Source organism: Candidatus Symbiopectobacterium sp. 'North America', from assembly GCF_015762685.1.
Taxonomy (GTDB): Bacteria; Pseudomonadota; Gammaproteobacteria; order Enterobacterales; family Enterobacteriaceae; genus Symbiopectobacterium.
Genome location: NZ_PEHF01000079.1, coordinates 1 through 22,417, shown reverse-complemented (window position 1 = coordinate 22,417; position 22,417 = coordinate 1). Strand labels below are relative to the sequence as shown.

At 51.6% G+C, this 22,417-nt stretch carries 15 protein-coding genes and 9 pseudogenes; 21 read left to right on the top strand and 3 right to left on the bottom strand.

What is annotated here, in order from left to right; genetic code table 11:
* Positions 1-98: pseudogene (locus tag CS369_RS16395) on the top strand (hypothetical protein); the annotation flags it as partial.
* Between the two features lie 90 nt (positions 99-188).
* Positions 189-338: a hypothetical protein gene (locus CS369_RS16390; RefSeq protein ID WP_196907936.1), complete on the top strand. Its 150-nt coding sequence runs from the start codon at positions 189-191 to the stop codon at positions 336-338.
* Between the two features lie 25 nt (positions 339-363).
* On the opposite strand, the gene CS369_RS16385 is transcribed toward CS369_RS16390, so the two are convergent.
* Positions 364-1,227 (bottom strand): IclR family transcriptional regulator, encoded by an 864-nt coding sequence (locus tag CS369_RS16385; protein ID WP_196907935.1) that lies wholly within the window; start codon positions 1,225-1,227, stop codon positions 364-366.
* A gap of 239 nt (positions 1,228-1,466) precedes the next feature.
* Here CS369_RS16385 and CS369_RS16380 point away from each other — a divergent pair.
* The 14 genes and pseudogenes from CS369_RS16380 to CS369_RS16315 all read left to right on the top strand — a co-directional run bounded on the left by CS369_RS16380 (position 1,467) and on the right by CS369_RS16315 (position 15,831).
* A pseudogene (locus tag CS369_RS16380) lies at positions 1,467-2,759 on the top strand (Gfo/Idh/MocA family protein).
* Positions 2,760-3,100: 341 nt separating this feature from the next.
* A pseudogene (locus CS369_RS16375) lies at positions 3,101-4,378 on the top strand (ABC transporter substrate-binding protein).
* 217 nt (positions 4,379-4,595) lie between these two features.
* Positions 4,596-5,486 carry a carbohydrate ABC transporter permease gene (locus tag CS369_RS16370; RefSeq protein WP_196907934.1) on the top strand — a complete coding sequence of 297 codons (891 nt, stop codon included), beginning with the start codon at positions 4,596-4,598 and terminating at the stop codon, positions 5,484-5,486.
* A pseudogene (locus CS369_RS16365) lies at positions 5,479-6,102 on the top strand (carbohydrate ABC transporter permease); the annotation flags it as partial. The gene CS369_RS16370 and the pseudogene CS369_RS16365, both read left to right, overlap by 8 nt.
* Positions 6,101-6,301: pseudogene (locus CS369_RS16360) on the top strand (hypothetical protein); the annotation flags it as partial. The pseudogenes CS369_RS16365 and CS369_RS16360, both read left to right, overlap by 2 nt.
* A gap of 92 nt (positions 6,302-6,393) precedes the next feature.
* Positions 6,394-7,305: a dihydrodipicolinate synthase family protein gene (locus CS369_RS16355; RefSeq protein WP_196907933.1), complete on the top strand. Its 912-nt coding sequence runs from the start codon at positions 6,394-6,396 to the stop codon at positions 7,303-7,305.
* Between the two features lie 67 nt (positions 7,306-7,372).
* Positions 7,373-8,467, top strand: coding sequence for a glycoside hydrolase family 105 protein (locus CS369_RS16350; protein ID WP_196907932.1), 1,095 nt, complete (start codon positions 7,373-7,375; stop codon positions 8,465-8,467).
* A 517-nt stretch (positions 8,468-8,984) separates the two neighbouring features.
* Positions 8,985-10,001: an erythrose-4-phosphate dehydrogenase gene (gene epd, locus CS369_RS16345; RefSeq protein WP_196907931.1), complete on the top strand. Its 1,017-nt coding sequence runs from the start codon at positions 8,985-8,987 to the stop codon at positions 9,999-10,001.
* Positions 10,002-10,077: 76 nt separating this feature from the next.
* On the top strand, positions 10,078-11,235 hold the full coding sequence (gene pgk / locus CS369_RS16340; RefSeq protein WP_196907930.1) for a phosphoglycerate kinase: 1,158 nt from the start codon (positions 10,078-10,080) through the stop codon (positions 11,233-11,235).
* A 136-nt stretch (positions 11,236-11,371) separates the two neighbouring features.
* Positions 11,372-12,448 (top strand): class II fructose-bisphosphate aldolase, encoded by a 1,077-nt coding sequence (gene fbaA, locus CS369_RS16335; protein WP_196907929.1) that lies wholly within the window; start codon positions 11,372-11,374, stop codon positions 12,446-12,448.
* Between the two features lie 150 nt (positions 12,449-12,598).
* Entirely contained in the window at positions 12,599-13,462 is an 864-nt protein-coding gene (gene mscS / locus CS369_RS16330) for a small-conductance mechanosensitive channel MscS (RefSeq protein WP_196907928.1), read from the top strand.
* 131 nt (positions 13,463-13,593) lie between these two features.
* Positions 13,594-14,241 (top strand): hypothetical protein, encoded by a 648-nt coding sequence (locus CS369_RS16325; RefSeq protein WP_196907927.1) that lies wholly within the window; start codon positions 13,594-13,596, stop codon positions 14,239-14,241.
* Positions 14,242-14,345: 104 nt separating this feature from the next.
* Positions 14,346-14,951 (top strand): arginine exporter ArgO, encoded by a 606-nt coding sequence (gene argO / locus CS369_RS16320; RefSeq protein ID WP_374191075.1) that lies wholly within the window; start codon positions 14,346-14,348, stop codon positions 14,949-14,951.
* A gap of 190 nt (positions 14,952-15,141) precedes the next feature.
* Positions 15,142-15,831, top strand: coding sequence for an oxidative stress defense protein (locus CS369_RS16315; protein ID WP_196907926.1), 690 nt, complete (start codon positions 15,142-15,144; stop codon positions 15,829-15,831).
* 53 nt (positions 15,832-15,884) lie between these two features.
* Here CS369_RS16315 and CS369_RS16310 read toward each other — a convergent pair whose 3' ends face one another.
* Positions 15,885-16,778, bottom strand: a complete 894-nt coding sequence (locus tag CS369_RS16310; RefSeq protein ID WP_196907925.1) for a LysR family transcriptional regulator ArgP — start codon at positions 16,776-16,778, stop codon at positions 15,885-15,887.
* A gap of 203 nt (positions 16,779-16,981) precedes the next feature.
* Between CS369_RS16310 and rpiA the strand changes: the two genes are divergently transcribed.
* Positions 16,982-17,638, top strand: coding sequence for a ribose-5-phosphate isomerase RpiA (gene rpiA / locus CS369_RS16305; RefSeq protein WP_196907924.1), 657 nt, complete (start codon positions 16,982-16,984; stop codon positions 17,636-17,638).
* Positions 17,639-17,946: 308 nt separating this feature from the next.
* Positions 17,947-19,068 (top strand): annotated as a pseudogene (serA, locus tag CS369_RS16300) (phosphoglycerate dehydrogenase); the annotation flags it as partial.
* On the opposite strand, the pseudogene CS369_RS16295 reads toward serA, so the two are convergent.
* Positions 19,065-19,436: pseudogene (locus tag CS369_RS16295) on the bottom strand (alcohol dehydrogenase catalytic domain-containing protein); the annotation flags it as partial. The pseudogenes serA and CS369_RS16295 sit on opposite strands and share 4 nt — an antisense overlap.
* A gap of 116 nt (positions 19,437-19,552) precedes the next feature.
* Here CS369_RS16295 and CS369_RS16290 point away from each other — a divergent pair.
* From CS369_RS16290 to CS369_RS25265, 3 genes and pseudogenes are all read left to right on the top strand, one after another.
* Positions 19,553-20,442, top strand: a pseudogene (locus CS369_RS16290) (LysR family transcriptional regulator).
* Positions 20,443-20,667: 225 nt separating this feature from the next.
* Positions 20,668-21,780 carry a Tar ligand binding domain-containing protein gene (locus CS369_RS16285; RefSeq protein WP_374191074.1) on the top strand — a complete coding sequence of 371 codons (1,113 nt, stop codon included), beginning with the start codon at positions 20,668-20,670 and terminating at the stop codon, positions 21,778-21,780.
* Positions 21,707-22,308: pseudogene (locus CS369_RS25265) on the top strand (methyl-accepting chemotaxis protein). The gene CS369_RS16285 and the pseudogene CS369_RS25265 overlap by 74 nt, the downstream one beginning before the upstream one ends.
* Positions 22,309-22,417 lie beyond the last annotated feature (109 nt).

The following is a 22,417-nucleotide window of genomic DNA, read 5'->3' as shown; positions in this document are numbered from 1 at the left end:
GTCTGGGCGAAGACGGCCCGACGCACCAGCCGGTAGAGCAACTGGCGAGCCTGCGCGTGACGCTGAACATGAGCACCTGGCGTCCGGCGGAAAAACTGTTCGAGGTGTTTGGCTTTACGGTGGATAACGTGGTGGCAAAAGCCAGCACGCTGCTGAAATAAGCCTCAGACTGCGGATAAAACCACTTCGTGCCTTTGTCATCCTCGGCGAAAGCCGGGGATCTCGGTGAGAATGAACGCGTTTCGCCTGTCAGAGATTCCCGCCTGCGCGGGAATGACGGTGGGGGCGGTGGGAATGACGGTTTAGGCAGGTTTGTCATCAACTTCAACGGCGTCTGATAGACGCCGTTTTTTTATGCCTCATTTACTTCCCCAGTTGCCGGGAGATATGGGCGGCGGTACGGCACAGCGGATCGATAATCCATTGTAGCTTTGCCGGATCGATATCCAGCACCGTGCCAACCGCACTGATGGCGGCAATGACCTGTCCGCTGCTGTCGGTTATCGGCGCGGCAAGGCAGCGAATATTGACGATATCTTCTTCATTATCAAACGCCCATCCCTGTTGACGTACACTGATGAGATGCTGGCGATAGGCTTCTGGCGAGGTGAGCGTGCTGGCAGTTTTCGTTTGCCAACTGATATGGCTGAGCTTTTTTTCTAAAGCCTGTTCCGGTAACCAGGCAAGCAACACCTTGCCCAGCGAGGAGCTGTGTAGTGAAAGGCGTTTTCCAACCCAGGTGTTGACCTGGATGCTGCTGTTGCCTTCAACCTTCAAAAGATAAACCGCTTCGCTCCCTTCCATCACGCCCAGATGGCACGTCAACTGAAGCTCATGTGCTAAGGCTTTCAACGCGGGCAGGGCAAATTCTTCAATGCGTCGTTGATTTGCTGCGATGGTGCCAAGTTCAAACAGCTTCAGCCCCAGAATATATCCCCCCTGCACCGGTTGCTGCTGTAAGGCACCCAGTTGGCACAGCGTGGTTACCAGATGGTGGCAACTGCTGCTGGGAAGTCCCAGTCGGTCTTTTATCGCTGTCAGGTTAAGCCCCGGTTCCTTGGCAATCAGATTGAGTATCGCAAACCCTTTGGTTAACGCCGGTGCGGTGGATTTTGTCGCGAGAGAAAGAGCATCTCTAGCGTCAACAGGTGCGTTTGCATCTGGGTTGTCAGTTGCATTTTTCTCAACGATTTGAGACGTCACGCAGGTTTCTGGCTTTTTTTTCATCTTGTGCACCTTATTCTTGACCACTATACTGACTTTAAATTCCATATATAAAAAAATATTTCCATATGTGGAAAATATAGCGAACGGATAGGATGCTGTCAACACATTAGATAGCGCTTGTTACAAGCTGTCAGCCGTTCGCTACAGAAAGTGATATCGGGATACCGTTTTTTTAGATCCAAGGTGATGCTCAGCCAGGGTTTACACCAGTGAAAGCAATTAATAACTACGGAGTCGTTATGAAAAAGTATGCCTTAGTGGGGACAGGGGGCCGCTCCGGTCTGTTCCTGACCGCAATAGCGCGTGATTACCGTCAGGAAGGTCGTCTGGTCGCCTTTTGCGACAGCAACCAAACGCGAATGGATTATGCCAACGCCATGATCGGCGAGTTTGAGCATCAGTCCGTGCCAACGTACAAGGCGGATGAATTCGATAAAATGATCGCGGAAACGCGTCCTGATTTTGTCATCGTCACTTCCATCGACCGCACGCACCATCACTATATTGTACGCGCCATGGAACTGGGCTGTGATGTTATCAGTGAAAAACCCATGACCATTGATGAAGAGAAGTGTCAGGAAATTATCGATGCCGTCGCGCACACCGGGCGCAGCCTGCGCGTTACCTTTAACTACCGTTATGAACCACACCACAGCAAGATTCTTGAGTTGATTGCCGCCAACATTATCGGTGAAGTCTATTCCGTGCATTTTGAATGGCTGCTGAATACCGAGCACGGCGCAGATTATTTCCGCCGCTGGCACCGCAACAAACGTAACAGCGGCGGCCTGTTAGTCCATAAATCCACGCACCATTTCGATCTGGTCAATTTCTGGCTCAACTCTGAACCGGAAACCGTCTATGCACAGGGCGATTTGCGTTTTTACGGCAAAGCCAATGCGGAAGAACGCGGCGTGACCGAGTTTTATAACCGCTCCCATGGTAGCGAGGCGGCGGCCAACGACCCCTTTGCCTTGCTCATGAAAGACAGCAAGCAACTGACGTCGCTGTACCTCAACGCCGAGCATGAAGATGGTTATTACCGTGATAAGAGCGTGTTTGACGATGGCATTAATATCGAAGATACGCTTGGCGTGATCGTACGTTACAAAAGCAAAGCCATCATGACCTACTCGCTGAATGCTTATCTGCCGTGAGAAGGGCTGAACGTGGTGTTTAACGGCAGCCGTGGTCGTATCGAGATGAAGCTGGTCGAAAAATCCTACGTTAACGGCGGCAGCAAAAAATCAGACGAAGGCGCACTGCGTGGTTGTGAAATCAAAGTGTTCCCGATGTTTGACGAGCCGTACGTGGTGCCCGTGGTGCAAGGCATTGGCGGACACGGCGGCGGTGATAATGTGATGCTGCGCGATCTGTTTGGTATCTCGGAACCCGACCCGCTGAACCGTGCTGCGGATTATCAGGATGGCGCACTTTCCATTTTGACGGGTATCGCTGCCAACCGCTCTTTGCGTACTGAATTGCCGGTGCGGATTAACGATCTGGCGGTAAAACTGCCACCGCGTAAATAGGTGGTTATTTAACATGATTGGCCGTCTGTCGGGATGGCCAATATTACACTGGGGAATATATCGGAGGAAATGGATAGCCAATTATACCCGTCATACTTCAAGTTGCATGTGCGTTGGCGGCACTCGCTCACCCGAATCACTTACTTATGTAAGCGCATCGGGATTCGCTCCCTTGCCGCCTTCCTGCAACTCGAATTATTTAGGGTATAGCGATTTTAAGAACAGATCTTTATCCGCACCCTACACGCAGTGACTCCTAATAAGTCTTCGTCATATGACTCTGCGGATAAATGCCTGACATTGCCAATACGTATCAATGATGGAGAATGATATAAATGAAAATGAAAAAGCTCCTGCGTTATTCCGCTTTATTGATGATGTTGTCGCCAGGGCTGAGCCATGCTGACACTGAAATGCGTTTTTCATGGTGGGGAGGGAACCAACGCCATGAAGCGACGCGCGCCACCATCGAACAGTATAAAGTGCAACATCCTACCGTCACGATAAAAGCAGAGTCAAGCAGATGGGATGGTTATCTTTCCCGCGTCAGTACTCAGCTAGCGGGCTCAACAGAGCCTGATGTGATGCAGATTAACTGGAACTGGTTAGAGCTTTTCTCCAAAAATGGTGAAGGGTTTTACGATCTGAATAAATTGTCTCAGTACATAGATCTGAGTCAGTTTACCGATCAGGGCAAAAATCTGGTAACGCGCGGCGGAAAACTGAACGGTATTCCTATCGCGCTAACCGCCCGTTTAATGTATTACAACGCCAACGTCTGGCAGCAGGCTGGGTTGGAATATCCGCAAACCTGGGATGATATCCTGAAAGCCGGTCCGGTATTTAAAAGCAAACTGGGGGATGAATACTATCCGTTCTTCCTCGGCGCGGTGGATACCTCGATTCTGACCTTCCTCAATTCGTACATGGTGCAGAAATACAATATCGCCATGATCGATGAAGAGAAAAAGCAGTTTAATTACACCCCGGAACAGTGGCTGGAATTCTTCGGCTTGTATAAAAAGCTGGTGGATAATCACGTTATTCCTTCCATGAAGTATTTTACCGCCTTCGGTAAGGCCAACGCCTGGGAGATCCGCCCGTGGCTGAAAGGTAAACTGGGTGGAACCTACATCTGGACCACAGAAGGCACTTACGCCGACAGCCTCAAAGAGCCGTCACAGTTAGTGCTGGGGCCGTACCCGATGCTGCCGGGGGCTAAAGATTCCGGTTTGTTCTTTAAACCTTCACAGGTTTTCTCTATCGGGAATAGCACCAAAAACCCAGAAGAAGCGGCCAAGTTCATTAACTACATGCTTAACGACCCTGCCGGTATCAAAACCATGGGGCTGCAACGCGTTATTCCGCTGATCAAAATCGCTGTAGCGACGTTGGAAAAAGAGGGCATCTTGAAAAGCGGTGATATTCAGGCTCAGTCATTGGAGCAAGTGAATAAACTGACTGGCGATGTGAAAGTCTCCTCTTATTTTGAGAACCAAAAACTGCTGTCCGTATTCCTGGATTATTTCCAGCAATATGATTATTGAAAACTGTCTATTGAAGACGTAGCTACCGGTTTTCCGAAAGCAGGTGAGCGTGTACTGAAAAGAATCATCTGATGGTATTTGATAAAATCTGACAGAAAACACCGATTTTCTGCAAAAAAATAACGCCGGGTGTATGCAGCATCCACGCCCGGCGACAAGAGTATCTTTTTAATTTGTTACGCACGTTCCCGCTGATATGAGTCAATCAGCGGGGATATTCAATACCAGGGCTTTTATTTGTGACAGGGTGAGTAACCTTACCCTGTTACATCTCAATAGGTAAGTACCCATGAATGAAAACAAGCTATTGGGTCTGGCCTATGTCTCACCCTATATTATAGGGCTGTTGATATTTACGGCATTCCCCTTTGTCTCATCGTTTGTACTGAGCTTTACTGAATATGATTTAATGAATCCGCCGGTATTTAACGGGGTGGAAAATTACCGTTATATGCTAACGGAAGACGTATTATTCTGGAAATCCATGGGCGTAACCTTTGCCTATGTTTTTCTGACCATTCCGTTGAAACTGGCGTTTGCATTAGGCATTGCGTTCGTTCTTAACTTCAAACTGCGCGGCATCGGTTTTTTTCGTACCGCCTATTATATTCCGTCGATTCTCAGCAGCAGCGTGGCGATTGCCGTGCTGTGGCGCGCCCTGTTTGCCATTGATGGACTGTTAAATAGCTTCCTTGGCATTCTCGGCATTGAAGCGGTGAACTGGCTGGGCGAACCGTCGCTGGCGCTGATGTCGGTGACCTTATTGCGCGTCTGGCAGTTTGGCTCCGCGATGGTGATTTTCCTGGCCGCATTGCAAAACGTGCCGCAATCCCAGTATGAGGCGGCGATGATTGACGGTGCCACCAAATGGCAGATGTTCATCAAAGTGACCGTGCCGCTGATTACGCCGGTGATCTTCTTTAACTTTATTATGCAGACCACTCAGGCGTTCCAGGAGTTTACCGCGCCCTATGTGATTACCGGCGGTGGACCCACCCACTATACTTACTTGTTCTGGCTCTATATCTATGATACCGCGTTTAAATATTTCGATATGGGCTACGGCGCGGCGTTGGCGTGGGTACTGTTCCTGGTTGTCGCTATCTTTGCGTCGGTGGCGTTTAAATCATCGAAATACTGGGTGTTCTACTCTGCCGATAAAGGGGGCAAAAATGGCTGATTTACCTCAGGGCCACACGGGCGTGTCGTCCGCTGAAGCGATTGCCGCGGCAGAAGTACGCCGGACGTTACACCGTGAAAAATTCAATGCCAGTATCCGTTACACCATTTTGCTGATTGTCGGTCTGCTGATGCTTTATCCGCTGGTATGGATGTTCTCGGCCTCCTTTAAGCCGAACCATGAGATCTTTACCACGTTGGGGCTGTGGCCGGAGAATCCGACCAGTGACGGTTTTGTGCGAGGATGGAAAACCGGCACTGAATATAATTTTGGCCATTACATGCTGAATACCTTCAAGTATGTAATCCCGAAAGTGATACTGACCATGATTTCCTCCACCATCGTGGCCTATGGTTTTGCCCGCTTTGAAATTCCGTGGAAGAACTTTTGGTTTGCCACGCTGATCACCACCATGTTGCTGCACAGCACCGTGTTGTTGATTCCGCAATACATCATGTTCCGTGAAATGGGCATGCTGAACAGCTACATGCCGCTCTATATTCCGCTGGCCTTTGCCACGCAGGGGTTCTTTGTCTTCATGCTGATCCAGTTCCTGCGCGGTGTGCCGCGTGATATGGAAGAAGCCGCCCAGATCGATGGCTGCAACTCCTTAAGAGGGGGCCGCCGTGCTTGCGAGCCGCCCGGTACATCCTGAATTACGGGCGCATCCAGATTTACCCGACGATACGCGCTTATGGGCGGCCTTGCAGGCGGTCAGTGGCGGAACCTGGGCGGGCTGTATATATGATACCGACAAGATCCTTGAGGTTATCAATGCCGGTTTGAAAGCGTTAAAAGAGAATAACAGCGATTAATTTTTAGTTTTAATTCCGGCGGCCAACTGCGCGCCCACCCTCATTATAGCGATAATATTCATTTTCCACATACGGAAAAAAGGTGGTGACTTATGTTTAAAACACTTGCGGGTGTTATTCCTCCGGTTCCAACAATTCTTGATGCGAAAGGTCAATTTGATCCGGAAGGCATGGGAATATTAATTGAAAGATTAATTGACTCAGCCATAAACGGTTTTTTATTTTTGGGGAGTGCGGGAGAGTTTGCCAATTTCTCCCAGGAGCAACGCAAAGCGATTGCTGAATTTTGCGTAGCAAAAGTTAATGGGCGAAAACCAGTTATTATCGGTACCGCATCTTGTTCGACGGCGGAGGCCATTGCATTAACGCAACACGCATCAGATATTAGTGCGGATGCGGTGATGATTGTGAATCCCTATTATGCACTGATGTCCGATGAACGCCTTTATAATCATTACAAGTCTATTGCTGATGCGGTGGCTATTCCGCAGTTATTATATAACTTCCCGGCATTAACCGGACAAAACCTGTCCGTAGAGTTAATTGGTCGTTTGGCAGACAGCTGCGCCAATATTGTGGGCATCAAAGATACCGTTGATTGCATGAGCCATATTCGCCAGGTGATCACGGAAGTGAAAGGCCGTCATCCTAATTTTCTGGTGTTCTGCGGCTTTGATGAATACGCCCTCGATACGCTGCTGCTCAGCGGTGATGGCGTGATTCCCTCCACCTCCAATTTTGCACCGGAAATCACCTGCGGTATCTATCAGGCATTTTTGGATAAAGATATGGTTGCGGTGCAAGCGCTGCTGCGCCGCCTGGCCGTGCTGTCGAAGATCTATACCCTGGAAGTGCCTTTTACCGGCCTGATAAAAGAAGCGATTCGCCTCACCGGTTCGTCAATTTCTGCCGCCGTGTCCGCTCCCGCGAAGCCGCCCAACCCGGAAATGAAACAGCACCTAATCGCGCTGCTGCGTGAGGCTAATATCGCCATTGGGGAATAATTTCCCCACGTTACAGAGACGTTGCTGCTAAGCGCGTCTCTGTAGCCCAACCTTCAGGAAGAAACCCATGCTGGATAAATCAGTCATCACCACAAAACTCGCCGCGTTGTATCAGGAGATCATTGCCATCCGTGAGGATGATGCCTATCTTAAATCCATCGGTGCCTACGGTTCAGATATGTCTATCGAACTGTGGGACTGGTCGCAAGGCGTCGGATTATATGGCATTTGGCGCTTGTACCAGGCGACCGGGGATCAGACCTATGTCGACTACCTGAGCGCCTGGTTTGAACGCCATCAGGCTGAGGCGGCAGTAAAGAATGTCAACCACGTCGCGCCGATGCTGACGCTGGTGTCGCTGCTGAAACAGCAGGAAAATGCGCAGTGGCGCGCGCTGGTGAATGAATACGGCGAGTGGATTGATCAGGGCCTGCTGCGTACCGAAATGGGGGAATTCGCCCACACCACGGCTATGCGCAATAACGAAGGGCAATTGTGGGTCGATACCCTGTTTATGAGCGGCCTGTTCCACGTTAAGGCCGGACAACTGCTCAACAAGCCTGCCTATTGCGAAGAAGCCATCTATCAGTTCATGTTGCATACGCAATTTTTAAGCGATCCCGTCAGCGGCCTGTGGCGGCACGGCTGGCATTTCACAGAAAAACACCACTTTGCCGGAGCGTTATGGGGGCGGGGCAATGGCTGGGCGGCGATAACGGCGGTTGAACTGCTGGAATTAACGCGAGCAAACCACTCTGCGTCGTCGCGTTTTATTGAACAGAACTTCCTGCGCCAGAGCGAAGCGTTGTTAAGCGCTCAGGCGGAAAACGGCATGTGGCACACGCTGCTCAACGATCCGCACAGTTATCAGGAGTCGTCAGCCACGGCGGCGATCGCCTACGCTTTTCTGAAAGGGTTTCGACTCGGCATTCTCGATAGCCGCTTTGCTGATGCTGGTGTTAACGCTATTGCTGCGCTGCTGGAGCGCATCGATCAACAAGGGCAACTGGCGGAAGTCTCTTCCGATACACCGGTATTTATGACATTGCCAGAATATACCGATGTGCCGATTCGCCAGCGCTCCTATGGGCAATCATTGGCAATGCTGGCGTTGGCAGAAATGTTGCGCCACCCTAATCTCTTGGGCACTAAGCCCGTCTGATACACCGGTTTGCATGGCAAGACACCGTTTCTTGCCATGCTGATTCAGCCCTTTTCTTTGAACTGCGTCACTGTTATGCAAGCGCTCTGGCCGAGATATTTCTTTTGATGAAAATTTGCATTATGCTGGCTGAAGCGTTTCAGTTGGCGTAATTAGGGCGATTGATCCCGAATAGCGGTGAATTTATCCCGCAGATGGATCGTCAAGGGAGGGGCGTTGCCCGAGAATAGTCTTACTTAACAGTTTATTCCGCTGTTGGTACTGATTATTCTATACCCTAAATAATTCATGTTGCAGGAAGGCGGCAAGTGAGTGAATCCCGATGATCTTACTCAGGTAAGTGATTCGGGTGACAAATCTGCCGGGAGCAGGTTTGAACGCCGCGTGCGGCGGCCTCGTAAGAGGTGAGGCCCAGGGATGGGCCGAATAACGAACGCAGCCAACACACCTGCAACGTGAAGTATGACGGGCATATGCCCTACATAATTCGAGTGTTCAGCTTGATACAGAGAATGCGATGACAATTCGTATTGCGATAAACGGTTTTGGTCGTATTGGCCGCAGCGTGTTACGGGCACTGTACGAATCCGGACGTCGGGCCGATATTAGCGTGGTGGCGATCAACGAGCTGGCGAGCGCGGAAGGTATGGCGCACCTGCTTAAATATGACACCAGCCATGGACGCTTTGCCTGGGATGTACGCCAGGAATGTGACCAGCTCTACGTGGGTGATGACGCCATTCTGCTATTGCATCAGCGTGAAATTGAGGGGCTGCCTTGGCGAGAGCTGGGTGTCGACGTGGTGCTTGATTGCAGCGGCGTCTATGGCAGCCGTGCGCACGGCGAAGCACATCTGGCCGCCGGCGCCAAGAAGGTGCTGTTTTCTCACCCCGGTGCCAATGATATTGATGCCACCGTGGTGTTTGGCGTCAATCACGATACGTTGAAGCCAGAACACCACATTGTGTCTAACGCCTCCTGTACCACCAACTGCATTATCCCCATTATTAAATTGCTGGATGAATCGTTCGGCATTGAAAGCGGCACAGTCACCACCATCCACTCTTCGATGAACGATCAGCCGGTGATTGACGCGTACCACAGCGATTTGCGCCGCACCCGCGCGGCCAGCCAGTCCATCATTCCGGTGGATACCAAACTGGCGGCAGGCATTACGCGCATCTTCCCGCAGTTTACTGACCGTTTTGAAGCGATTTCGGTACGCGTGCCAACCATCAATGTCACTGCCATTGATTTGAGCGTAACGGTAAGGCAAGCAGTAAATGTTAATGAAATCAATAATATTTTTCAAAAATCAGCGCATGGAGCATTTCGTGGTATAGTTGACTATACGGAATTACCTTTAGTTTCAGCTGATTTTAATCACGATCCGCACAGTGCCATTGTCGACGGTACGCAGACGCGGGTCAGTGGATCGCATCTGATAAAAACGCTGGTCTGGTGCGACAACGAATGGGGCTTCGCCAATCGCATGCTGGATACGACACGCGCGATGGCAGCCTACGGTTTTTAGTTATATGTAATTGAATTTCGAGGAATTTTAATCTCGATCACACAACTTTATAAGAGAATCAACAAGAGGATTCACCATGTCTGTAATTAAGATGACCGATCTGGATCTGGCGGGTAAACGCGTACTGATTCGTGCGGATCTGAACGTGCCGGTTAAAGAAGGTAAACTGACGTCTGATGCGCGTATCCGTGCGTCGTTGCCGACCATTGAAATTGCCCTGAAACAAGGTGCGCGTGTCATGGTGACTTCCCACCTGGGACGCCCGACCGAAGGGGAATACAACGAAGAATTCTCCCTGCTGCCGGTTGTTAACTATCTGAAAGATAAAATTTCTTCTCCAGTTCGTCTGGCGAAGGATTATCTGGATGGCGTTGATGTTGCCGAAGGCGAGTTGGTGGTTCTGGAAAACGTTCGTTTCAACAAAGGCGAGAAGAAAGACGACGAAGAGCTGTCGAAGAAATACGCAGCGCTGTGTGACGTGTTCGTCATGGATGCCTTTGGTACGGCGCACCGCGCTCAGGCTTCTACCCACGGGGTAGGCAAGTTTGCTGATATCGCCTGTGCAGGCCCGCTGCTGGCAGACGAACTGGAAGCGTTGGGTAAAGCACTGAGCAACCCAGAGCGTCCGATGGTGGCTATCGTCGGTGGTTCTAAAGTGTCTACCAAACTGACCGTGTTGGGTTCATTGTCCAAAATCGCTGACCAACTGATCGTCGGCGGCGGCATCGCCAACACCTTCGTGGCGGCACAGGGTCACAACGTGGGCAAATCGCTGTACGAAGCGGATCTGATCCCTGAAGCGAAAAAACTGCTGGAAACCTGCGATATTCCGGTACTGAGCGACGTGCGCGTGGCGACGGAATTCTCCGAAACCGCAACCTTGAAGTCTGTTACTGCCATCAAAGATGATGAACAGATTCTGGACCTGGGTGATGTCTCCGCTGAGCGTCTGGCCGATATTCTGAAAAATGCCAAGACTATCCTGTGGAACGGCCCGGTTGGCGTGTTCGAATTCCCGAACTTTCGCAAAGGGACTGAAATCATCGCTCAGGCGATTGCAGACAGCGAAGCGTTCTCCATCGCCGGTGGTGGCGATACGCTGGCCGCGATTGACCTGTTCGGTATTGCAGACAAGATTTCTTATATTTCTACCGGCGGCGGTGCCTTCCTGGAGTTCGTGGAAGGCAAAAAACTGCCTGCGGTAGTCATGTTGGAAGAGCGTGCTAAGCATTAATGCCGCTTTGCCGGGGGTGTCACCCGGCAACCCGTTGCTCCCTCGTCGAGTGGGCAACGGTGGGGTCGGACGCTATGCGTCCGGCCCGTAGTAAATTATCTCAACCCTCCACGGCCAACGAGACGGGACACGTAACATGTCTAAAATTTTTGATTTCGTAAAACCTGGTGTCATCACTGGCGATGACGTTCAGAAAGTTTTCGCAGTAGCAAAGGAAAATGGCTTTGCTCTGCCCGCAGTCAACTGCGTCGGTACTGACTCCGTCAATGCGGTGCTGGAAGCGGCAGCGAAAGTTCGCGCACCGGTTATCGTTCAGTTCTCTAACGGGGGGGCCGCGTTCACAGCGGGTAAAGGCCTGAAAGCGAAAGGTCAGAAAGCCGCTATCCTCGGTGCCATCTCTGGCGCACAACACGTTCACCTGATGGCTGAACACTACGGCATTCCTGTTATCCTGCACACTGACCACTGTGCGAAAAAACTGCTGCCTTGGTTGGATGGCCTGCTGGACGCTGGTGAAAAACACTTTGCCGCAACCGGCAAACCGCGGTTCTCCTCCCACATGATCGACCTGTCGGAAGAGTCTCTGGAAGAGAACATCGAGATTTGCAGCGAATACCTCAAGCGCATGGCAAAAATCAACATGACGCTGGAAATCGAACTGGGTTGCACCGGCGGTGAAGAAGATGGCGTGGACAATAGCCACCTTGATAACTCCGCACTCTACACCCAGCCGGAAGACGTGGCTTACGCCTACGAAAAATTGCATGCCATCAGCCCGCGTTTCACCATCGCGGCATCGTTCGGTAACGTGCATGGCGTATACAAACCGGGTAACGTGCAACTGACGCCAAAAATCCTGCACAATTCGCAGGAATATGTCTCCAAGAAATTCAACCTGCCGCACAATAGCCTGGACTTAGTGTTCCACGGCGGTTCCGGCTCTACGGCAGAAGAGATCGCCGAAGCGGTGAGCTACGGTGTGATCAAAATGAACATCGACACCGACACCCAATGGGCAACCTGGGAAGGCGTGCTGGCGTATTACAAAAAGAACGAAGGCTACCTGCAAGGGCAGTTGGGTAACCCGGAAGGCGCAGACAAGCCGAACAAGAAGTACTACGATCCGCGCGTTTGGCTAAGTGCTGGCCAGGCAACCATGGTTGCTCGTTTAGAAAAAGCGTTTAAAGAACTGAAAGCGATCGACGTACTGTAATCTATATTAATAAGTGCATTGATAAGCAATGAATGAAAATAAGAGGCTCCTTTTATCAGGAGCCTTAATTTTTTCTGGCCCGCTTTGCGGCCATTTTGGGTGTGAACCATCCCTTTCAAAGGGTGAAATGCAAAAAAGGGGAGAGTGCAAATGGAAGAACTGGATGTAACCGAAAGCCTGAGCCGTATGGGGCAATGGGTGGTCAATAATGAGGTTCTGCTGATTCAGTATGCGGTGAACGTGGTGGCTGCCATTATCATTTTGCTCATCGGCTTGCTGGTGGCGCGTGTGGTATCTAACGTTATCAGCAGAGTGATGGTGGCGCGGGGCATTGATACCACCGTGGCGGATTTTCTCGCCGCATTGGTGCGTTACGGGATTATTGCCTTTACGCTGATTGCAGTATTGAGCCGCATTGGCGTGCAAACCGCATCGGTGATTGCGGTACTGGGTACCGCTGGTTTAGCGGTGGGTTTGGCGCTGCAAGGCTCGCTGTCAAACTTCGCGGCGGGTGTTCTGCTGGTGATGTTCCGCCCGTTCCGTACCGGTGAGTTTGTCGATCTGGGCGGGGTTTCTGGCACGGTGACGCAGGTGCAGATCTTCTCCACAACGATGCGCACTCCAGATGGTAAAATCATCGTTGTTCCCAATGGGAAAATCATTGCCGGAAACATCATTAACAGCAGTCGTGAGCCGGACAGACGCACCGAAATTATCGTTGGTGTGGCCTATGATGCTGATATTGACCAAGTCAAAACGGTGCTGGGGGATATCGTCGTGGCTGATAAGCGCATCCAGCATGAGCGTGGCGTCACCATCCGTTTGAATGAAATGGCCGCGTCATCACTGAATTTTGTCGTATGGGTCTGGACGACCAACGGTGATGCCATGGCGGTGAAATGGGATCTGTTAGAAAGTTTTAAACGGGCATTGGATGAGCATCAGATCGGCATTCCCTATCCGCAAATGGATGTGCATTTGCATCAACCCCCGTCAACATCAACGAAGGCGTAATTCTAGTTAGTCCTTTTTAGGCATCCGGTGCTAAGCACACGGATGCCTAAACGCTTTCACTCGAAAAGCAAAAAAACAGCCAGCGTATCGACCTACCCTAACCGTTGTTATTGGTTGATATGTGTCGCGTTATGAAACTTGATAAAACCCTGTATCCTCACACCGTGGCGATCGCGATTTTTGCCATCTCACTGTTGTACACCGGGAATCGGCTTTTTTCCGCGCAAAGCCAGGCCGTGATGGTCATTGAGACGTTTCAATCCTTATGGCTGCTGTTTTGTGCGCTGTTCACCTGGTGCTATATCAGGCCATTGCGACGTGAGACTGCTGCGAAATCCTTTTGGCTCTGGAGCATCAGTTGGTGGATCTTATTGTTTGGCAGGGGGATCAGTTGGGGACGGAATTATTTCCCGGATGAGCCTAAGCTCTACTTTCGCATTATCTCCATCGTGTTGATTGGCGTGACGGCCTGTGCGCTGCTGTTGCCTGTGATTCGTCGAGAGGTTATTCGCCGTTTCCGGCAAGAAAGCCTGCCGATGTGGGATATCCTATTGTTGGTACTCTATTTCGTTATCGTCGATACCATCGAACATCACCGCTTATTTGCGTTTCTCTTTGTCTACGACACCGCGCGTACGGATTTGCTGGAAGAGCTGTTTGAACTGCCCTTTATGTTTTCGCTGTTTGCCATTGCGTTCCTACTGCAACGTAATGAAAAGCAGACCGGAACCAAAACAGTGTCAATTTCACATTCTGCATTGCATGATATTCGAAATTAGATTTTCTAATGAATAATTAGAATCTTCAATTTCAGTTAATGAAAAAACCACCATACACTCCCTTAAATTGTTCATTCGGGAGAGTGTAGGGAACCATATTTGGTATGTATTGGCAGGGATTTTTTCTGGGTGCGGCGATGATTTTGCCTCTGGGGCCGCAAAACGCTTACGTGATGAATCAGGGGATTCGGCGTCAGTATCATCTGATGATTGCCCTGCTGTGCGCATTGAGCGATGTCATTTTGATCTGCGCCGGCATTTTTGGCGGTAGCGCGCTGCTGAGTCAGTCATCGCTGTTGCTGTTACTGATCACCTGGGGAGGCGTTGCGTTTCTGCTTTGGTATGGCTGGGGCGCGTTTAACGTGGTCTTCAAGCGTCAGCTCGACGTGGTGAGCGTGGATATCGTACGGCAAAGTCGCTGGCGCGTTATCGCTACGGTGTTGGCTGTCACCTGGCTGAATCCGCACGTGTATCTGGATACTTTTGTCGTGCAAGGCAGCATTGGCGGGCAAATGGCACCCGATGCGCGCAGTTGGTTTGCCTTGGGATCCATTACTGCTTCTTTCCTGTGGTTCTTTGCATTGGCGTTGCTGGCATCCTGGCTGGCACCGTGGCTGAACACACCAAAAGCACAGCGCGTGATTAATGCCTTTGTTGGCGTCATCATGTGGAGTATTGCGCTGCAACTCGCACATTCTGGTATGCAATAGTGTTGTAAGTTGACGTTTTTTTACGGTATTCCGGAATTCATCTATAGTTAAGCCAAGCCAGTCTGTGCACTATATTTATCAATAACACCATGTTTATCTATAGCCGTAGGCGTATTCATCGCACAGGCGCGCAGCCGTCATCGTCGCGTGCAACGGCGCACTAGTAAATGGAATCAGGAGAAACGACACTGTGAAGCTAAAAGTACTGGCGATAGCCGCCCTGTTAGGATTAAGTACGCTTCCACTGTCCGGTCAGGCCGCTGAATTGCCGAACGGACCGCACATCGTGACATCGGGCAAAGCGAGCGTGGATGCCACGCCCGATATTGCAAATCTGGCGATTGAGGTCAGCGTTTCATCGAAAGACGTGGCTGATGCTAAAAAGCAGGTGGACGACCGCGTGGCGCAATATTTTGCCTATCTGGAAAAACACGGTATTGAGAGAAAAGATATCAGCGCCGCCAACCTGCGTACCCATCCTGAATACGATTTTCTGAAAGATGGTCGTTCTGAACTGAAAGGGTATCGTGCGGTGCGTCAGGTGGCGGTAACCGTACGCCAACTGGATCAGCTAAACGCCTTACTGGACGGTGCGCTGCGCGCGGGGTTGACGGAAATCCGCAGCGTGGAGTTGGGAGTTGCCAACCCGGAGGGCTATCGCGAGCAGGCTCGTCAGCGGGCAATCGAAACGGCGACCAGCCAGGCGAAAGCATTGGCAATCGGATTCAACGCCAAGCTGGGACCGATTTACAGCATCCGCTATCAGGTTGCCAACTATCAGCCCGTTCCCATGGCCCGGATGTTTAAAGCGGCGGGCGTCGCGGCAGAGGCCGATGTGGCGCAAACTTACGAGCAGCAAAGCATCCAGTTTGACGATTAGGTTGACGTAGTGTTCAAACTGCAACCTAATCAGTAACGACTGACTAACGCGCGTCAGGACTGGCGCAATACGCGATGCCCATGCGAGAGCAGGGCATCCGTCACCTTTCTCATCATCCGACTTTCTGGCACGAAGCGGTGCCAATAAAGCATACGGCGCTGAAACAGGCCCGGCGTCAGATCGACCAGCTCGCTGTTTGCCAATTCTCTCTCGATTTGCAGGTGCGGGATCATACAGCAGGTGGTGCCCTGTCGTGCAAGTTGTACGAACGCTTCTGACGAGTTAACGATATGGCAGGGAACGCTGCCGGGCGAGAGATCGAAATTCTGCTGCAAAAATGCCTGATGCATATCATCCAGATGGTCAAAGGCAACCGCAGGGGCGCGCAGCAACGCGGAACGGGTCACGCCGTTCGGGAAGTAGCGTGCGGCAAAATCTGGTGAGGCAACAAACAGATAGTCTAACGCACCGAGCTTATCCACCAGACAACTCGGCAACGGCTGCGGCTGGATACTGACGGCACCGACCACTTCACCACGGCGCAAGCGTTCTTGCGTGCGGGTTTCATCTTCCACTTGCAGGTTGAGACGAATGGGGGAATCGACCAACACTGGTTGCAACGCAGGTAACAGCCAGGTTGCCAAACTGTCGGCGTTGACCGCCAGCGACAGCAACAGCGGGATATCGCTGCTGGCATCGTTGCCCAGCCACTCTTCTTCCAGCAACTCCACTTGGTGCAACAGCGCCAGCAGTTTTTGTCCTTGTTCGGTGGGACGCGGTGGTATGGTTCTGACCAACAGTGGCTGTCCGAACAGGTTCTCCAACTGCTTGATGCGTTGTGAAACGGCGGATTGAGTGATGCACAATTTTTGCGCGGCGCGTTCAAATCCGCGCTCACGGATGACGGCATCCAGAGCCTGAAGTGTGCGATAGTCCAGTCGTTTCATGAAGGTGCCATTTCCTATGGATAAAACTTGGTCTTTGCACTATGCCACATTTTTCCGACGGAACACGCTAAAAATTTGTCCCATTTCACACTGATGGCCGAAAATAATCGAAGGACGCGCGGCGATTGGCGTCGTTTTCGGTGGCGCTTGCTCTATAATACGCCTCTCTCTTCTCACTGTAATTTGCAGGCACGATACAGACCATGACACAAGATGAACTGAAAAAGGCAGTCGGCTGGGCCGCGTTGGATTATGTCCGCACGGATACTATTGTTGGGGTGGGGACGGGCTCAACGGCAGCGCACTTCATTGACGCGCTGGGTTCCATCAAACACCAGATTAAAGGCGCAGTATCCAGCTCTGTGGCGTCTACCGAAAAGTTGAAAAGCTTAGGAATTACGGTGTTCGACAGCAACGAGGTTGATGAACTGGATATCTATGTGGACGGTGCTGATGAGATCAACCCGCACATGCAAATGATTAAAGGCGGTGGCGCTGCGCTGACGCGTGAGAAGATCATTGCTGCCATCGCGCGTCAGTTTATCTGTATTGTCGATGCCTCCAAACAGGTGGATATTCTGGGCACATTCCCGCTGCCGGTGGAAGTGATCCCCATGGCCCGTGCGTACGTGGCGCGTGAGCTGGTGAAACTGGGCGGCCAGCCGGTCTATCGTCAGGGCGTAGTCATCGACAACGGCAACGTCATTCTGGATGTGCACAACCTCGATATCTCAGATGCCATTGCCGTAGAAAACCGTATCAATGGGATTGCGGGTGTGGTGACCGTCGGTCTGTTTGCCAACCGTGGCGCTGACGTTGCGTTGGTCGGTACCGCGGACGGTGTAAAAACCCTGAAGTAATTTCTCCCCTGCGCGTCGGACGTTGGCATTGAAGGTGCTAACGTCCGATTTTTTTGCTTAAAAACCCCACCGTTGTTAAAGTCTCACTTTTGGTACTTAATATCACTTTTTCTTATTTTGTTCCCTTGGCATCTGGCAAGGTGACGCGTTATCCCTATTTTTTACTGTAAAAGGGAGTTTGTGACGCCGTTGGCAGCATCGGGGAAGCAATCGATTGTCTTGCTGCTGGCGTAATTTTTGTTATGTTGGCAGAGGCTGTTTGGCAAATGGGTTCATTGGCATCTGAAGTCTGAAAATAAGGTCGGGAAATGGCAAAGGTATTACTGGAAAAAGACAAGATTAAATTCCTCCTGGTGGAAGGGGTTCACCACAGCGCGTTGAAAAATCTGCGCGCAGCGGGTTACACCAACATTGAATACCATAAAGGTGCGTTGGATACGGAAGCGTTGAAAGCCTCCATCCTTGACGCGCATTTCGTCGGTTTGCGTTCCCGTACTCATCTGACGGAAGAAGTGTTTGCTGCCGCAGAAAAGCTGGTTGCCGTGGGCTGTTTTTGCATCGGTACCAATCAGGTTGAATTGCCTTCTGCCACCAAGCGCGGCATCCCGGTGTTCAACGCTCCCTCCTCCAATACCCGCAGCGTAGCGGAACTGGTGATTGGCGAAATGCTGCTGTTGCTGCGCGGCGTTCCTACTGCCAATGCCAAAGCGCACCGTGGTGTGTGGCACAAGCAGGCTGTGGGCTCATTTGAAGCGCGCGGCAAAAAACTGGGCATCATTGGCTACGGCCACATTGGCACCCAGTTGGGTATCCTGGCCGAAAGCCTGGGGATGCATGTTTACTTTTACGACATCGAGAGCAAACTGCCGTTAGGTAATGCTCAGCAGGTGCGTCATCTGTCCGAATTGCTGAACATGAGCGACGTGGTTAGCCTGCACGTACCGGAAACGGCGAGCACCCAGAACATGATGGGCGCAGATGAGCTGGCGCTGATGAAGCCGGGTTCTATCCTGATCAACGCTTCGCGCGGTACGGTCGTCGATATCCCTGCTCTGTGTGAAGTACTGCGTAGCCAACACATTGCCGGTGCTGCGATTGACGTATTCCCGCAAGAACCAGCCACCAATACTGACCCGTTTGTGTCTCCGCTGCTGGAGTTTGACAACGTGCTGCTGACGCCGCACATTGGCGGTTACACTCAGGAAGCGCAGGAGAACATCGATACGGAAGTGGCTGGTAAACTGGCGAAGTACTCAGACAACGGTTCGACGCTGTCCGCGGTTAACTTCCCGGAAGTTTCCCTGCCGGTGCAGAGCGATCGCGCTCGTTTGCTGCACATTCACGAAAATCGCCCGGGCGAACTGACGGCCATCAACACCATTTTTGCCGAGCAAGGTATCAACATTGCTGCCCAATATCTGCAAACCAGCGCAGCGGCGGCGGCCCAGTCAAGGGATACCGGTTTATGCGCCACAATCCATGCATCAATGAGTTGATGCGAGCTCTTGCTGCCAGCGCGTGTGATATCGCCGGCATACCACAATTCATCGCCCACCTGAAAACCGCTGGCGCGATCGCCAATGGCAAGTACGGTACCACTGGCATCCCAGCCTAACACGCGTGGCTCAGCCAATTCGTTTTTCCGCAAACCGGCATGGACTTTGGTATCGACAGGATTGATGGATACCGCTTTTACCTCAACCAGCAGATCGTATGGGCCAGGTTGCGGCTGCTCTTGGGTAATGGCGATAAAACGTTCGGGATGTTGTGGGTCAACGGCAATAGCATGTACGGTCATGATCTGTTACTCATTGTTTCGATGAGAAAAGTGTAGAACGAACTCATCGTGCTGATAAGATGGACAATCATTAACGAAGTGTTTGTTATAGGCGAACAGTTATGTTTAAACCTTCCATGTTCAGGCAGTGGCAAGATATGGCTCTGTTTGCGCTAGTAGCCGAATGTGGCAGTGTGACACAGGCCGCGCTCAAGGCTGGCATGGCCAAATCCAGCCTCAATTTGCGTATCAGTCAGCTCGAACAGCAGCTTGGGTTACGGCTGCTAAACCGCACTACGCGCAAGATCAGCCTGACGTTTGCTGGCGAGCGCTATCTGATGCCAGTGAGCGGGCCGATCTCGCTATTCAACATTTACGTGATAATCCGAGCGGGCGGCTTCGCATCACCAGCCCGGCTGGTTTCGGTGCCACGCTGCTGGCGCGCTTGACCACCGAGTTTCAGCGCCGCTTTCCCGCCGTATCTCTGGAAATTGCCATCTCTGACACGCTGGTGGATTTAGTCGATGAAGGGTTTGACGTGGCCTTTCGCACCGGCAAGCCGCTGGATTCGTCTCTGATTGGCAGACCGTTGGGTGTGACGCCGCGTTATCTGGTGGCATCGCCGCACTATCTGGCGGGCCACCCGGCATTGGTGCATCCGCAGCAGCTTCAGTCTCACCAATGCATTGCCCATCGTGCCTGGGCGGAGTGGTCATTGCAGCGCTGCAGTGAGGATTATCGCTGGCTGCTTCCGCTGACGCACACCACGGACAATCTGCTGTATGCCCGTGAATGTGCGATGGCGGGCGCGGGCATTACCCTGTTGCCCGCGTTTCTTGTCGATGGAGTCGATCTGTCCCGACCATTGGTGCGCGTGTTGCCTGAATGGCGTGCAGAACCTAATGAACTCTATTTGGTTTATCCCAGCAGGAAACTTAATTCTCCCGCAATGGCCTGCTTTATCGAATTTGTGCTGCAACATGATGCGCTGGCGGAATATGTCACGCCGACCACACCTTTATCCTGATAATGTGACGCGTTATATAATATGAAAACATATTTCTTATTTTTAGAAAAACAACGCCACTTTATTTGAAGTGTGATTATGATCACGACTTCAAGATGGATGTTTTCACGCCATTGCCGATAAAACATGAATCTGACGATGTTTTTTTAGCAACGCCAATGCTGTTCATGATGCATTGCGGAAGGGATATCCATACCAGCCGTTGTCGAAGTGAGAATAACAGTCATGTCCGAGTTAAAAGGAAATTCAGCTTATATCAACAACATCAGACTTGTTACGCTATTTATTAGTCTGTTAACGATTATTTTATTACTGTTCGCTATCTCCATCGGTACGGCGAGTTATTTTCTTAAACAGAGTAATGATGCATTAGATCGGGCTAACCTGGTTTCTGATGTGCGTGCTGGCATCAGCAGCAGCATGGATCAGTTGCGCGTTGGTGATGCAGAGGGTTATAAAAGCGCACTGACACTGGCGGAAAACCGGGTAAAAAGCTCACAAAAACGCTTCGATGAATATCTGGCCCGGCCGGATAAATTCAACGCGCCCGCTGAATTGGATGATGAGCTCGCCGTTAACTACGCGGCATACCGCGATAAGGCGGTCAAACTGATCATCCAGGCGGCGAAGCGAGGCGAATTTGAAGAAGTCATTTCACTGGAAAGCGATGAAGCGCGCAAACTGGACGAGAACTACGCGCAATCGGTGCGTAAAGCGGTGCGTTATCTGACGGATAACGCTACGCAAATCAACCAGCACGCCGAGGCCAATTCGCGCCGGGGCTTTATGCTGATGGCGCTCTCTTTTGTGGCTTCCATTGTGATGGCTGCGATCATCTACGTGATTATCCGCAATGCATTACTGGCTCCGCTGGATCGGTTGGTGACGCGCATTCAACGTATTGCCGCCGGGGATTTAACCCAAAGTGCTAGTGAGATGGGGCGTAACGAAATTGGTATTCTGAGACAGAATGTCCAGAATATGCAGGCAGCATTGGCAGAAACGGTTAGTGTGGTGCTCGAAGGGGCAACGGCGATTCATCTGGGGGCCACGGAAATTTCTGCGGGTAACATCGATCTATCCTCACGCACGGAGCAGCAGGCCGCCGCGCTAGAAGAGACGGCCGCCAGTATGGAACAACTGACGGCTACGGTGAAACAAAACTCCGATAACGCCCACCATGCCAGCCAACTGGCGAAAAATGCCTCAACCAAAGCGGAGAAGGGCGATGATATCGTGAATAACGTGGTGACCACCATGAGCGATATTTCTACCAGTCGGACATTACTTCCGTCATGCTTTCCAGACCAACATTCTGGCGCTGAATGCCGCCGTTGAAGCCGCCCGTGCCGGTGAGCAAGGGCGCGGGTTTGCCGTGGTGGCCGGTGAAGTGCGCAGCGCAGTGCACAGGCGGCAAAAGAGATCGAATCCCTGATTGGTGAGTCCGGTCTCCTGGTTGATACCGGCGCGCATCTGGTGTCACAGGCGGGAGAAACCATGGGGGAGATCGTTCAGGCGGTCACCAGCGTGACTGACATCATGGGGGAAATCGCCTCCGCGTCTGATGAACAGAGCCGAGGCATCAGCAAGGTGAGTCAGGCGGTGTCGGAAATGGATAGTGCAGTGCAGCAGAATGCAGCGTTGGTGCAGGAGGCCTATGCGGCGGCGGTATCGCTGGAGGATCAGGCCGGGCGTTTAACGCAGGCGGTTGCGGTATTCCAGATAGTTTCGTCAGTGCCCACCCGCGCGCTGGCAGCCTCGACGGGCGCTGCTGCGCCAACGTCAGTGCAGAGCAACCCTGCGTTGCCTGCGGCAGGCACAAAACGGGTCAAGCCGGATGACAATCAGAATTGGGAAACCTTTTGATCGCGATTGAGCGGCAATCACTATAAAAATCTATAGTCACCCCCCGTTTTTGCAACACTGATTTTCGATTGATGTTGGGCTTGCTTAAATCTATCCGGCGTCTTTATGG